Raw genomic sequence first — 13,970 nt, 5'->3', positions numbered from 1 at the left:
AACTCAGGTGTGGGAACGTTCTGTCTGAATTTCACCGCCCCTTCCATTTTGCGAATGCTTGCCTTGGCAAGCTCGCCTTATTCACAAGCATGAAAACCTAGTGGAAAAGACTTTCCGGCTTTAGTGTTGCAGGAAGAACCAAGCGCCAACGGTGAGTTGGCAAGTTACGGCTACCAGAGTTAAAACCAAGCGCAGGCGTAGGTACCAAGCAGGCCAGTACACCCGCATCCAGCGCGCATCGGTAATGTAAAGGGCAAGGTAGGCTAGGGTATAGAGCACGATCTGCGCTGCCGTACTCAACAGCAGTCCAACGCCAGCGGCGACGAAAAACACTTGGCTGAGTAACATAGTTACCAGCGGCGATAGAGGGTAGCAGCGGTTGTCCAACTGCATTGCGATGGGCCAGTAAACACCTGCCATAAACGCAAGAATGCCTGCACTGTAGAGATAGAAATAACCCAGCATGGCCACGCTGTATTGCGGCATCACGATAAGAACAACCACGCAGGTAATAAAGGGAATCAATCCTGCTATCCCTACCAGAACGGCAAGTCTCGCAACAGAAATCATGGTTTTTGTCCCTGAGTACGCTGGGTCTGAACGCAGATACGTAAGGGCTCTATGGCGGCAGGCTCCATACCAATCATTTCATGGTAAGCAGAGGGGTGAACAACGTGAGACTCCTTGATGCTAAGATCACTAAGGGCCTCTTGAAGCTGCCAAGCGCTTCGGAAAAGGCGTGTAACGCCCTTTTGGTCAGACAACAAAAGTTGCTGATCTCCGACACTTAGCCGAGCCATGTACTGCTGACCTTCAATGGAAATAATTTCAAGCAGATCTACGACCTGCTTTGGCTGGCTAGTAAGTTGTTCTAGCGTAACTCTCACGGCGAAACTCCGGGAAACCTGATTCCCCAGAACTTACGAGCCGGTGATCATTTAAGATCATTAGTCGAGCGAGCGGCATTGGGCGTGCTGTGGGCAGTAAATCATGTGGTCGTTAACCATGCCGGTTGCCTGCATAAATGCATAGACAATGGTGGGGCCAACAAAGGTAAAGCCAGCGCGTTTGAGCGCTTTGGACATGGCTTCGGATTCCGGGGTTGTCACTGGTACTTCATCAAAACTGCGCCAACTATTTTGGATAGGACTATTTCCTACAAACGACCATAGAAACTGGGAAAATTCTATGCCCTTTTCCTGTAGGTCCAAAAAACCCCTCGCGTTTTTAATGATCGAACGTACCTTCAGTTTGTTACGCACAATGCCCGGGTTTGCTAAAAGTTCAGCGACTTTGGCATCGCTGTACTGAACAATCTTCTCCGGATTGAAGTGATCATAGGCGGCACGGTAGGTTTCTTGTTTGCGCAAAATGGTAATCCAGCTCAGGCCCGCCTGTTGGCCATCCAAACATAGCTTTTCAAACAGCGCTAGGCTGTTGTATTCGGGGCGGCCCCAAACGGTATCGTGGTAGTGCACATACAGTGGATCATCACCGCACCAGGAGCAGCGAGCATTGGTATCCAGCGCGGAGGAGATTTCGTTCGGGGTGGAAGAAGCGGGCATGCGTGGCTCCCGGCCGTGGGTTTAGCGCTTAGCGCGGATTCGGTGGCGGAACATAGGCTCCCAGTGTGTGTCCAATGCCTGTGCCGCACAAAGACTGTAATTCTCAGTGGGCGGTTCCAGAAGAGTAATAGCCGGCCATGTGGCGTCTTGGGCAACGCTGGTTTGTCTGCATACCAGTGTGCATATAAAACCTTCTGAGTAAAAGGCACACGCCTGCCAGTGATCGTCTGGCTGATCACCGTAGAGCTCGAAGTTTCTGCGCACTTCCAGAGTTTGCAGGTTGCCTGCAATGCCCCGCCCGGTGGCCTTCAGCCACGCTTCTTTCAACGTCCAAACCTGTAGGAACACATGGGGATCGTCTTCCTGAAACAGCCATTCCTGCTCAATGGGGGAGAACCAGCGCTTAACCACTTTCTGCCATTGGGGGTGGCGCTTGCTGGGCTCAATATCTATGCCCAGTGCTGAGCCATATTGCGTGCTGCAAGCTGCTAACCCATGGCTATGGCTGAGCGAGAGGTGCCAGCCTGCGGGGCTGGCTGAGGCTATTGCGCGCCCCTCCACTGGCCAGCAGTGTTCAGGGTTGGCAGAGCAGGCTTTGCTTAGCGTTTGGCGTATCAACCAACGGCTGGTGAGAAACTCTGCCGCACAGTCTCCCTCCAGTTCGGCAAACCTCTCGTTCTCACGGGCAGTTAGCCAGTCAGGAGCGAGCTTGGGCACTTGCCCGGTTTGGTGGCACAGCGTAATAATTGGGTTGTGTAGCACGCCGCCGGAATCAGGGTTGGAGTCGTTGAATAAGCCAGCCATCGCCTTCCCTTACGTACTCAAATCGATCGTGAAGGCGGCTGGGACGTCCCTGCCAGAATTCGATGCGCTCTGGTACAACGCGGTAACCACCCCAAAAGCCGGGCAGTGGCACCTCACCTTCACTGAATTTGCGTTTCATTTCTGCCACTTTTTGCTCAAGCAATCCCCGGGAGTTGATGGCTTTGCTTTGCTCTGACACCCAGGCGCCTATCTGACTGCCCCTTGGGCGTGAGGCAAAGTATTTAAGGGATTCAGTCTTGCTGACCTTTTCGACCCGGCCCTGAACGCGTACCTGACGGTTCAGGCCAATCCAGGGGAACAGCAGGGCGGCATTCGGGTTTTCCGCAATCTCGTGGGCTTTGCGGCTTTCGTAATTGGTGTAAAAAACAAACCCGCGCTCATCAAAGTATTTCAGCAACACCGTGCGCAAATCAGGCATGTTGTTGGCGCCGGTTGTAGCCAGGGACATGGCGTTGGGCTCAAGAATACCGGCTTCGCGGGCGTTCCCGAACCAAATTTCGAACTGCTGAACCGGGTCGTTGCTCAAAGCATCGCGATCCAGACCTTCACTTTCAAAGTCGCGACGCATATCGCCAATGTCCATAAACGCCTACCCTCGTGTGCTGACAACTCAAAAGCCGTGGAAGAAAGAGACTATTAATCGCATGTGATACGAGCCCTCAGGATATAGAGTTCAGTTTGCCGTGTCAGCGGTTGCTGCACCGTGGCTGACAAACTGGTGCCTGCACGACTATCCTTGTGAAAGTAATGTTGTTTGGATTCCACCACCCGAAAGGAGAAAAAAGTGGCTGAAAGCCGTCAGCGCAGTCGTCTTCCCAGAAATCTGGTTATCGGCGTGCTCGTACTCATCCTGCTCTACAGTCTGGCCGGTTTTTTGTTGTTGCCCTGGTGGTTAAAGCGCGCCTTGCCCAACCAACTGGAGCAGCAGATGGGGTGGCAGGCCAATGTTGACTCCATTCACAGCAATCCTTTTGCGCTCAGCATCGAAGCTCTGAGCCTGTCGGCACAAGATAGCGGCAACGAACGAGTTGTGGGTTTTGATCGCTTGTACATAAACCTGAATTTTTTTGACCTTATTCGCGGCGTTGTCGGCTTTGAGACTATCGAGCTAGATGAACCATTCATTCGTTTGGATTTACTTGAAGATTACAGTGTGAATTTTGCACGAGACTTTCAAGCGGCTCGCGCAGGCCAAACTGACCAAACGGCCGAGCCTGAGGGGGCTGGGACATTGCCGCCTCTATACCTTCAGCAATTCGCTATAAACGGTGGCGAACTGTTATTTCGGGATTTCACGCAGCCAGACATGGCAGAGTTCCAGATTACGCCGTTGGATCTAAAACTGACGGATTTGGCCACCTGGCAACGGGATGATCGCAGTAGTGACTATCAACTGCTGGCGGCTATGGGTGATCAAACCATTGAATGGCAAGGCAACCTCAGCGTTACACCGCTTTACTCCAGCGGAAATCTCGCGATTTCCGGCGTTGACCACAAAACACTTGGGCACTTTCTTGCACCCTACCTACCCTACGGCTTGCAGGGAGGTAAGGTATCCGTAAGTTCCAACTATGAGCTTCAGGCAAGCGACTCTCTGCACCTCACCACCAACAGCGGCAGGGTTTCAGTTGATGATCTGGCCCTCGCTCTAGATAAACAAAGCGAACAGGCCCGACTGAACACAGCCTCGATAGCCATCGAGGATATAGGGTTTGATCTCCGCGCCCGTGAAGCCACCGTTGGCCCGATTACCCTGAAACAACCTGATATCGCCCTCGCCCGCCGCAAATCTGGAGAGATTGACTGGATCGCAGCCTTGGCTGACTTTGCCAAAAATCAGGAGACGAACAGCGAGGACAATGGAGTGAGCTCCGAGGCGCCGTTACAGGCAGAAACTCAGCAGCCTTTTCGTTGGTCCTTTGCGAGTATCGATATGTCTGATGGCCGTGTGGTTTGGCAGGATCAGCAGCCGAGCTCGCCAGCAGAGCTGGTGCTGGAGCAACTATCATTTTCGCTCGGCAGTATTAATAGTGAAATGGAAGATCAGGTGTCCTACCAGATGCAGGCAGTTCTGGCAGCCGGTGGCCGGCTTTCACTCAATGGCCAGCTAACCCCCCAGCCATTTGCCTTGGAAGCCGCGATCTCCGGCTCAGACATTCTTTTGGCAGCGTTTGAACCCTATCTACAGGAGTCTGCCAACCTCGCAATTGCAGGCGGCACGCTGGGGCTGGATGGGAATCTGGACTTGGATGGCCAGCAGGAACCCTTAACCGGCACGTTCAGCGGGACGGCCGAGGTTTCCGGGTTGAACCTGCAACTGCCGGGCAGTAACGACCGGTTGGTGTCATGGCAAACGCTGCGACTTTCACCCATTGAGTACAATGTGCACCCGGCTAGGTTGGAGATAGGCACGGTTACACTGGCGCAACCGGGTATCAATCTGGTGCGCAATACAACGGGTGTGCACAACTTGGAGCAGATTATGTTGCCGCCTGCGGCTGATGATGCCAACACCGTGTCGAAAGAAAGCTCTGATGAAGAAGCTCAGTTCATCTTGCGCATCGGTCAGTTAATGATTGAGCAAGGCGAGCTCGATTATACCGACAGGACACTAGAGCCAGCCTTTTCAACCTCTCTCGATCAGCTCAATGGCTCGGTTATAGGCTTGAGTAACGTATCGCCGCAACAAGGCAAAGTCTCCCTGAACGGACGTATAGGTGGCAGTGCCAGCGTTGAATTTGACGGCACGATTGGAGCTTTGGGCACGGACGAAACCAGTAACCTCAAGTTGACGATGGAAGACCTCTCATTACCCGCGCTTTCACCCTATTTGGGACGGTATCTGGGGTATGGCATCGACAGCGGCAAGCTGGGTTTGGATCTTGATTATGAGATTACCGGTAGCCAGATAAACGCCTCAAACCGAGTAATTATGGATCGCCTCGGCTTAGGGCGAGCCATTGCAAGCGAAGAAGCCGTTAATGCACCTGTAAAGCTCGGGTTGGCATTGCTCAGGGATAGTAATGGAGTGATTGAAGTGAATCTGCCCATCAGCGGCGATATGGCGAGCCCGGAATTCAACATTGGCCAAGTGGTTATGCGAACGTTTGTTAACCTGTTGGCTAAGGCAGCCACATCTCCGTTCAGTATGCTTGGCTCCATTGCCGACCTAGCGGGTTTAACTGGCGAAGAACTAGGCCAGATAGGTTTTGAACCGGGCACCGCTAAGCTTGCTCCGGGCGAAGCGGAGAAGTTGACGACTTTGGCTAAAGTCCTGCTTGATCGCCCGGATCTGTTGCTTAACATTCGCGGAGGCGTCTCACCTTCTGAAGACGGGCTGGTACTTTTGCGTGATGAGCTGGCAGCGAGCCAAGATGCAGAGCTAAGCGATGAGACTTGGCAAGAGGCCAAGGAAGCTTATTTGGCCGGAGAACGAGCATTGGCGCCGGAGTTGCTGAATAACCTAGCCAATGCCCGGGCCTCGGCGCTTGAGGCACTGCTGCGAGATACCCACGGAGTGCCAGCTAACCAGCTGTTTTTGCTCGACCCCTCCCGAAATGCGGCGGTGTCGGATACTGGCAATATAATCGTCGTATTTACGCTGGACGCCCGTTAAGGCGTCCATAAGTCATCCAATGCTATGCAAAAGGAATAAGGCGTGCCCAAGGCCAGTAGTCATTTTTTTGCTTATGTTTCCCGTTTGCGCTGGATTAAGCGTTGGGGGTTGATGCGCAACGCCATTGAAGAAAACGTAGCAACTCACTCCTGGGAAGTGGCCACGCTGGCCCACGCGCTAGCGCTCATCCGAAATCGCCACTTCGGTGGAAAGGTGAATGCCGACAGGATTGCCGCCGCCGCGCTCTACCACGACGCAACGGAAGTGATAACAGGCGATATGCCTACCCCTGTGAAGTACCACTCCAAGGTTATGCGCGAGGCATTTGGCGATATTGAACACAAAGCGGAGGCTGAACTACTGGCACTGCTACCGGGCGACCTGCGCGAGGATTTTGCGCCTTACCTTCAGGAATTCCAACTGCCTGCAGAGGATCGAGAACTGATCAAAGCAGCGGACCGCTTATCGGCCTGGTTAAAATGCCAAGCAGAAGTACGTGCGGGAAACCGGGAGTTTGAGCCAGCTGAGAAACAGATCCGGCAAAGGCTTGCGCAAGAAGGTTTACCTGAGGTGACTTACTTTATGAAGGTGTTTGCACCGAGTTATGAGGAACCTCTGGATAATCTGTTGGGTTGATGTTCATTGAGCAATTAGGCCTATAGAACAAACGTGATACAAAGAGCTTCCTATTTCGCCCCCGGAATGGCCATTGCCTACGGCCATTCGATTGATGCCGAACCGCATAAGCATCCCTTGTGGCAGGTCTGCCTGCCGAGTGCAGACAGTTTGTTGAATGAGCAGTCGCTAAAAGGTGGGGCTGTGATCAAGCCCAATGAAATACATCAACTGAGCATGCCAAATGGCTGGGTAATACTGGCCGAGCCAGAAAGCCTGTTGGGTGAGGCTATAAGTGAGTTACCCATGCGGTTGCCATTCGTGAACGCAGATGCCCGACTAGAGATACTTTTCGAGCAACTTGGGGAATTTCCCGAACTGGTGAGCGCAATGAAGAACAACCCATATCATTGTCGTGATGAGCGGCTCGCTAGATTGCTTGAGCGTTTAAATCGGTGTTTTGGTGTTGACTGTATGAAGCCTGAAGCATGGCGAGCAAAAGAGGTCGCTGAGTGGTTGGCACTGTCTGAGAGTCGGTTTTTACATGTGGTGAAAGCGGAGTTGGGCATTGCGTGGCGACCTTACCTATTGTGGCGGCGGCTGATATGCGCCATTGAGACGATTAAACGTGGCAAAAGCGCTACTGAAGCGGCACATTTAGCTGGCTTTAGTGACAGTGCTCACCTCAGCAGAACGATAAAAAGTACGTTTGGAATGACAGGGACCCAGTTGTTGAGCAGCTTTCAAGATTTAAATTAGCCAGTTTATTCAATTTCAATACTCGATTGATCGCTATGGTGCTCCTAACCCATAGGAGGTCAGTATGAATGTTCGATATACAGCTGAAACAGCGATTCTCAATTACAGCCACGCCAGTATTCAACACTTGATCGATAGACAGGGCTGGCGAAGCTTGTCCCGTAAGCAAGCTGTGAAAAGCATCTATTATTTTGTGCGGGATGAAATAAAGTTTGGATATAACCGCGATGATTCCATTTCTGCGAGTGACGTTTTAGCCAACGGCTATGGGCAGTGCAATACTAAAGGTACGCTGTTTATGGCTTTGTTGCGTGCTCTGGACATCCCATGTCGCTTCCATGGATTTACCATTTTCAATGCACTACAGAGTGGAGCGATCCCAGCATATCTTATGCCCTTCGCCCCGAAGCGCATCCTGCACAGTTGGGTAGAAGTTCTGCTGGACGGCGAATGGTTGAACGTCGAAGGGTTCATCATCGATCAAGTTTTTTTAGCTAAGATTCAACAAGCTTTTCCGAACCGGACAAGTTTTAGCGGCTACGGTATTTCTGTGCCGTGCCTGCAGAAGCCCAGCAATGAGTTTGATGGAAACGATACCTACATTCAGGCAGAGGGTATTGCCGACGACTTTGGGGTTTTTGACAACCCCGATGAGTTCTACAGCAAGCATGGCAGCAATTTGCGCGGGCTAAAAAAGGTCCTCTATCGCTATGTGCTAAGACATCTGATGAATGTGAACGTACAGCGGATACGCAATAATGGCTTGAAGTTAAAAGGATGAAGCAGTTGATTGCTGTCTGGATTTATTTGGATACTGGAGTTGGTATACCTGCCAGACGTGAGTCAGGCAGGTATATCATGGACATGCGACGTTCAGTTAAGCGTTGCCCGCTCCGCCAACCAATCCACCACGCAAGCCATCCCGCTGCAGTGATTGGCGAACCGCGTCTTCCGGGCTGCCAGCCAGTTCCCGGAACATGCCCATGGAGCCCAGTAGAGCTGAAGACTCGTAGGGCACAAACACCCGCTCGCCGTCTTTTGCCATGTTTGGCAGTACCTTGATGTAGCTCTGCCCTAACAAATAGCCGATAACCGTTTGCTTGTTGTCTTCAGAGTCGCCCATGGCGCTCAGTACCAAACGGATAGACTCCTGCTCACCTTGAGCGCGCAGGATGGCAGATTCCTTGTCGCCTTGAGCGTTGAGAATGGCGGACTCGCGCTGGCCTTGTGCCATGGCGATGGCTGCCGACTTTTCACCTTCCGCTTCAGTAACTGTGGCACGGCGCTTACGTTCTGCTGCCATTTGCAGGCGCATGGCCTCTTCCACTTCTTCCGGCATGCTGATGTCTTGAACTTCGACCCGCGTCAGCTTTACGCCCCACTTGGACGCAGGCTCTTCCATCTCGGCCTGAATGGCATTGTTCACTTCAGAGCGGGATTCAAACAGTTTGTCCAGCTCCATCTTGCCTACCACCGAACGCAAGGTGGTTTTGGCTAATACTTCAACGGCCTGGCTCATGTTCGCCACTTCGTAAACAGCGCGGCGGGGATCAATGATCTGGTAGTAGAGAGCACCATTGATTTTTACCGTTACGTTATCGGTGGTTACAACAGGCTGACCAGGGAAGTCCATTACCGTTTCCCGGCGGTCGATGCGGACTTCATCGGTGGTCATCGGATGGTATTCCTCGCCCATGCGCACGTAGCGAATCATGGTGATGGGGCGGGGCCGTTCGACGAATGGAATGATGATGTTCACGCCGCTTTCCAGAACGCGGTTAAACGACCCCAAACGTTCAATAACCATAACTTCCGACTGCCGAACGATCACCAAGCCTTTGGCGATAACAAAAATGCCGATGGCGACAACAATCAGGCTGATGATCAGCCCCGGTGTGATATAGGATTCCATGCTTACTGTTCCTTGTGTGTAGCGGTTTGGACAATGGCTGTTGTGCCATCAAACTTTTTGAAAATAACGTCGGTTCCCTCAGGAAAGTCGGTGGCGCCGGTCTTTTCGTCTTTTAAGCGATAAAAGTCGCCGTTGACCTTAATACCCGTGGCACCATCAAAATCCCTTTTCAGGGTGCGGTAGCGTAGGCCCTGCTCGACGCCTGTGCCGGTGGTTCCGTAGGCCACTCCCTTGGGGGAGAAGCGTGGGCGAATCCAACGGATGGCGATGGGAACCAACAGGCCTGAGAACACACCCATGCCAACCAGTTGCCATTCGAACGACATGCCAACGAACGCCAGAGCGGCGGTTAAAGCAGCTGCAACAGCCAGCGCCAGCAGCAAAAATATGCCATTGGCCAGCTCAGCCAAACCCAGCGCTAGGGCTAGAATTAGCCAAAAATGTGTAAGACTCCATTCCATACAGAAGATCCGCAGGTTCAGGGTTTAAGAAACCCGGAAGACTGAACTCCCGGTTGATGAATTGTACCCAAAAGTGAGAGCTGAGTCCGAGTGGCCCGGGCGTCGTGCAAGTCATTAATTCAGAGCCATAGGCTGATCAGCGGCAGTTGTTAGAGTATCTTCTTTAATCAGAACAACACACAACAAGAGATCAATACCCATGAAAGATCTGAAAAACAAAGTCGCAGTCGTCACCGGAGCAGGTTCCGGAATCGGGCGAGCACTCGCCAAAGCGTTGGCGGCGCGGGGCTGCCGGCTGGCGTTATCGGATGTTAACGAGGAAGGGCTGGCCGAAACGGCTGCAGGCATTACTGGCACGCCAGTTAGAACTTATCATTTGGACGTAAGCGACAGGGATGCCATTTACGCCCATGCTGCAGAAGTAGTAAAAGATTTTGGTCAGGTCAACCTGATCATCAACAACGCAGGCGTTGCGCTTTCAGCAACGGTGAGAGAGATGAGTGACGAGGACTTCGCCTGGATTATGGATATCGATTTTTGGGGCGTTGCTCACGGCACCCGAGCTTTCCTGCCCCACCTAATTGAGTCTGGTGATGGACATGTAGTGAATATATCCAGTGTATTTGGCCTAATCGGTGTGCCCACGCAAAGTGCCTATAATGCAGCCAAGTTTGCAGTTCGCGGATTCACAGAATCCCTGCGCCAAGAAATGAAGCTGGAAAAACAGCCGGTTGCCGTCAGTTGCGTACACCCGGGCGGTATCCGCACCAACATTGCCAACTCGGCGCGCATGAGTAAGCCCAAGAGTGCGGAAGAGCTGCGCACTAGTTTTGATAAACTGGCGATGACCACGCCGGAAAAAGCGGCTGAAACAATTGTGAAAGGCATTCTCAAAAACGAGTCCCGCATTCTTGTAGGGTCCGACGCTTGGGGAATCGATGCCATTAACCGCTTGCTGGGTTCGGCCTATCAGCCGTTGGTAGAGCGCTTCGCCGGTAAGAGTTTGTATCGTTAACCCGCTTTAATAACGCAAGGAACTGCCTCGCTCTATGTGTGAACTGCTGGCTATGAGTGCCAATACACCCACCGATCTCTGCTTCAGCTTTACCGGGCTGACTCGTAGAGGCGGCGACACTGGTCCCCACAAGGATGGCTGGGGAGTGGCATTTTATGAGGGTAGGGGTGTGCGGGCGTTCCACGATGTGGATGCCAGCGCTAACTCCCGGCTTGCGAAAGTGGTTCAGACCCACCCGATCAAAAGCGAAGTGGCTATTTGCCACATTCGTCAGGCAAATGTAGGCGAAATTTGCTTGGCGAATACCCATCCGTTCATGCGCGAACTCTGGGGCCGTTACTGGGTGTTTGCCCACAACGGCCAGCTTTCCGAGTTCCAGTCTTCACCGGGGTTTTACGAGCCGGTTGGTGGCACCGATAGCGAGGCGTTGTTCTGCGAAATCCTCAACCATTTGCGTAGCCATAGTGACAGGAATGACCCGGCCGAGGCGGTCACGAAACAATTGGTGGAACTTTCGAAGACGTTCGCAGGACAGGGTGTTTTCAATCTTTTGCTGAGCAACGGCGACTGGTTGTTCACCTACTGCACCACCAAAATGGCCAGCATTACCCGCCGTGCGCCTTTTGGTCCCGCAAGGCTGAAAGATGCCGACGTGATTGTGGATTTTGAATCTGAAACCACGCCAAACGATATCGTCAGCGTTATCGTAACCGAGCCGCTGACCAGCGATGAGGAATGGGATATCTACCAGCCCGGTGAGTGGCGGTTGTGGCGCAAGGGTATTGTCGAAGCCAAAGGTATTGCGATGAATAAACAGAAGGGTTCGACTGCGAGCTAAGCAGGCCAGCGTTGTTTTTGCTGGCCTGTTGTGTTGCGTAATCACTGTAGGGTTTTGCGATTCCCGTTCTGGTACTCCGGTGCGATGTATGCCTGAATCTCAGCCTTGAACCGCGCAATCAGCTCGCTGTTGTCATTGTCCCAAGGGTGGTAGCCCGGTTTGAAGTAACCAAACCAGGTAGGTATTAGGGTTGAGAAAGTACCGTTCTTGCCCCACATGCGCCACAAGCTCTTGCCAGTATCGGTAATCGAGAAACCCTTGGTGTCATTCGCCACCATGCGACCTGTGAAATACGAAGCCACCACACCCAGAGCGGCCGTGCTTAAGACCAGATAAAAGGTTCGTTCGGCATAGGTGCCGCCAACCTGCTGGAACACATCGTAAGCCACTGCTTTGTGCTCGGTTTCTTCAACAGCATGCCATGCCCAGAGCGGGCGCATGGTCTCATGCATGCCCTCACGCACATCGTCGCGCTCCAAAAGCATATCCGCCATCATGGCGGTTATGTGCTCAAGGGCGCAGGTAATGGCCAGTTGATGGCGCTTTGGTAACAGTTTGGCGACATTCAGAACGACGTTCAGTTGCTTTTCCATGTCGTCTACCGGCATTCCGCGATCCCGTACATGCTGGTTCATGGCCATATGCTCCAGTGAGTGCATGGCTTCTTGGCCAATAAAGCCCCGTACTTCGGCTTTCAACTTCGGATCGTCAATGTCATCCCGGAAGGCACGGACAGCATCCACAAAGAACTGTTCCCCCTGTGGAAAGAGCACCGAAAGTGCATTCATTAGATGGCTAAAAAAGGGGCTCTCCTCCATCCAATACTGTGGAACCTGCTCATCAAACTCAAAACCCATGCGTTGGGCTTTGATATCGACGTTGTCTGGCGTTTTTGATGCTCGGTTGTCTAAGGTAATTTGGTTTGGGGCGGTTTTAGTACTCAGCATGGGTCTACTCCTCACATGGGCTGATGTCATGTAGCCAGTGTGTTGGAGTCGACGGTTGGGGTGAATGCGAAAGCGGGCCGCTCACCATTCAAAATAGGACAGGTAGGAGAAAGTGGCGTGAAGTTGGCCAGCGCGACGCTGTCTGGTGTGCAATCTCTCCCACTGTGATGATTGCTGGCTTCTGCTAGAGTCTTTAAGAAGCTTCACTCAAGCAGCACTCAAGCAAGAACAGGGCACTCTATGGCGATTTCCGGGTCGGAAAAAGAACGGCAAATGCTGGGACTCTTCCTAGTGCCTGGCGTGTACATGCGGGTGTTGGCCAAAACCGTACAGCAGCTTGGCCATAACGATCGCCAGCTATATGAAGGCCTTAACGTTAATGCTGAAGAACTAAAAGCCAACGATAGCCGCGTGTTTGTTACCGATGCCATGGTTATGGCCGAGCGCGCACTGAAACTCGCTGGCAAAGACGGGCTGAGTTTCATGCTGGCCAGAGAACTGCGGGTAACCATTCACGGCACCCTTGGGTTTGCTGCATTAACCAGCCCTACGTTTGCTGGAGCGCTGGACTCCGTTCGCCGCTACCTGCAGCTACGAGCGCCCTTTTTGAGCATGAGCCAGTCAGAAACTGGTGAGCACGTACTGGTGAAGCTCTGCACCGAGTTCGACGTGCCAAGCCTCTCCCCGTTTCTGGCAGAAACCGTCAGCGCCACACTGGTCATGCTTACTGAACAGCTATTGGACCGTAGCGATGCTGAAAAACGCGGATTTGCCCTTGATCACGGCAAGCTTCCCGGCGTAAACGTTCGCCTTAGCGGCGCAGAGCCTGCCTATTACCGCCAGTTTGCAGATCAGTTGCCGGTCAAATTTCAGTATGACCAGCCTGATGAGATGCTGGTGTTCCCGAAAACACTGCTGGATGTGCGCATGCGCTTGGCCGACGCAGACGCTTCCCGTCTGGCCAGAGATGAGTGTGAATTTGAATTACAGAAGGCCCTCAAGGACCAAGGCGACCTTGCCATGGCCGTGCGCAACATGCTGCGAATGATGCCCGGCCCGCTGCCTTCGCTTGAAGCCATGGCGGAACGCTTTTGCGTCTCCTCCAGAACACTAAAGAGACGGTTGGCGGAACGAGAAACCAGTTACCGTGAAATTGTAGAATCCGTGCTCAAAGACCGCGCCATTCAGCTATTACGCTACACCAACCAATCCGTGAGCGAAATCGCCTACGAACTGGGCTACGCCGATCTCTCCAACTTCAGCCGCGCGTTCAAAAAGTGGACCGGAAAATCTGCCAGCGAATTCCGAGAAGACGGCCCCGATCCGGCCCCGGAGTTAGGGCCTTAATAGTGCCAAAAACCGTTTGCCTCTGGATTTATTGCAAGAGTTAAAAGGACGGAGGGTGGCGTATATTCTC

At 52.8% G+C, this 13,970-nt stretch carries 15 protein-coding genes; 7 read left to right on the top strand and 8 right to left on the bottom strand.

The window, feature by feature from the left end; translation table 11 throughout:
• Positions 1-120: 120 nt before the first annotated feature.
• From KO508_RS02000 to pdxH, 5 genes are read right to left on the bottom strand one after another with little or no spacing between them, the layout of a single operon-like run.
• Positions 121-570, bottom strand: a complete 450-nt coding sequence (locus KO508_RS02000; RefSeq protein ID WP_216006664.1) for a DUF3429 domain-containing protein — start codon at positions 568-570, stop codon at positions 121-123.
• Positions 567-887: a DUF6482 family protein gene (locus KO508_RS01995; RefSeq protein WP_216006663.1), complete on the bottom strand. Its 321-nt coding sequence runs from the start codon at positions 885-887 to the stop codon at positions 567-569. Before KO508_RS01995 ends, KO508_RS02000 begins: the two co-directional genes overlap by 4 nt.
• Positions 888-947: 60 nt before the next feature.
• Positions 948-1,565 (bottom strand): DNA-3-methyladenine glycosylase I, encoded by a 618-nt coding sequence (locus KO508_RS01990; protein WP_216006662.1) that lies wholly within the window; start codon positions 1,563-1,565, stop codon positions 948-950.
• A gap of 21 nt (positions 1,566-1,586) precedes the next feature.
• Positions 1,587-2,369, bottom strand: a complete 783-nt coding sequence (locus KO508_RS01985) for a 4'-phosphopantetheinyl transferase family protein (RefSeq protein WP_216006661.1) — start codon at positions 2,367-2,369, stop codon at positions 1,587-1,589.
• Complete coding sequence (gene pdxH / locus KO508_RS01980) at positions 2,338-2,973, bottom strand: pyridoxamine 5'-phosphate oxidase (protein WP_216006660.1); 636 nt, start codon at positions 2,971-2,973, stop codon at positions 2,338-2,340. Before pdxH ends, KO508_RS01985 begins: the two co-directional genes overlap by 32 nt.
• Positions 2,974-3,174: 201 nt before the next feature.
• Between pdxH and KO508_RS01975 the strand changes: the two genes are divergently transcribed.
• The 4 genes from KO508_RS01975 (at position 3,175) to KO508_RS01960 (ending at position 8,161) form a co-directional block, all read left to right on the top strand.
• Positions 3,175-6,006 carry a DUF748 domain-containing protein gene (locus KO508_RS01975; RefSeq protein WP_216006659.1) on the top strand — a complete coding sequence of 944 codons (2,832 nt, stop codon included), beginning with the start codon at positions 3,175-3,177 and terminating at the stop codon, positions 6,004-6,006.
• 42 nt (positions 6,007-6,048) lie between these two features.
• Positions 6,049-6,642 (top strand): 5'-deoxynucleotidase, encoded by a 594-nt coding sequence (gene yfbR / locus KO508_RS01970; RefSeq protein WP_216006658.1) that lies wholly within the window; start codon positions 6,049-6,051, stop codon positions 6,640-6,642.
• Positions 6,643-6,675: 33 nt separating this feature from the next.
• Entirely contained in the window at positions 6,676-7,380 is a 705-nt protein-coding gene (locus KO508_RS19020; RefSeq protein ID WP_354667993.1) for a helix-turn-helix transcriptional regulator, read from the top strand.
• A 64-nt stretch (positions 7,381-7,444) separates the two neighbouring features.
• Positions 7,445-8,161 (top strand): transglutaminase-like domain-containing protein, encoded by a 717-nt coding sequence (locus KO508_RS01960; RefSeq protein WP_216006657.1) that lies wholly within the window; start codon positions 7,445-7,447, stop codon positions 8,159-8,161.
• A 96-nt stretch (positions 8,162-8,257) separates the two neighbouring features.
• Here the strand turns inward: KO508_RS01960 and KO508_RS01955 are convergent, their stop codons facing one another.
• A complete protein-coding gene (locus KO508_RS01955; RefSeq protein ID WP_216006656.1) occupies positions 8,258-9,292 on the bottom strand; it encodes an SPFH domain-containing protein in 1,035 nt (344 codons plus the stop codon).
• Between the two features lie 2 nt (positions 9,293-9,294).
• Positions 9,295-9,753 carry a nodulation efficiency, NfeD-like protein gene (locus tag KO508_RS01950; protein ID WP_216006655.1) on the bottom strand — a complete coding sequence of 153 codons (459 nt, stop codon included), beginning with the start codon at positions 9,751-9,753 and terminating at the stop codon, positions 9,295-9,297.
• Positions 9,754-9,952: 199 nt separating this feature from the next.
• Between KO508_RS01950 and KO508_RS01945 the strand changes: the two genes are divergently transcribed.
• Positions 9,953-10,768, top strand: coding sequence for an SDR family NAD(P)-dependent oxidoreductase (locus KO508_RS01945; protein ID WP_216006654.1), 816 nt, complete (start codon positions 9,953-9,955; stop codon positions 10,766-10,768).
• A gap of 34 nt (positions 10,769-10,802) precedes the next feature.
• Positions 10,803-11,606: a class II glutamine amidotransferase gene (locus tag KO508_RS01940; protein ID WP_216006653.1), complete on the top strand. Its 804-nt coding sequence runs from the start codon at positions 10,803-10,805 to the stop codon at positions 11,604-11,606.
• A 41-nt stretch (positions 11,607-11,647) separates the two neighbouring features.
• Here the strand turns inward: KO508_RS01940 and KO508_RS01935 are convergent, their stop codons facing one another.
• Positions 11,648-12,553: a metal-dependent hydrolase gene (locus tag KO508_RS01935; RefSeq protein WP_216006652.1), complete on the bottom strand. Its 906-nt coding sequence runs from the start codon at positions 12,551-12,553 to the stop codon at positions 11,648-11,650.
• A gap of 240 nt (positions 12,554-12,793) precedes the next feature.
• On the opposite strand from KO508_RS01935, the gene KO508_RS01930 reads away from it, so the two are divergent.
• Positions 12,794-13,900 (top strand): AraC family transcriptional regulator, encoded by a 1,107-nt coding sequence (locus tag KO508_RS01930; RefSeq protein WP_216006651.1) that lies wholly within the window; start codon positions 12,794-12,796, stop codon positions 13,898-13,900.
• Positions 13,901-13,970 lie beyond the last annotated feature (70 nt).

This window comes from Marinobacter salexigens (genome assembly GCF_018860765.1).
GTDB classification, from domain to species: Bacteria; Pseudomonadota; Gammaproteobacteria; order Pseudomonadales; family Oleiphilaceae; genus Marinobacter; species Marinobacter salexigens_A.
Note: the sequence above shows the minus strand (reverse complement) of the source record. Positions and strands in the feature narration are given on the sequence as shown.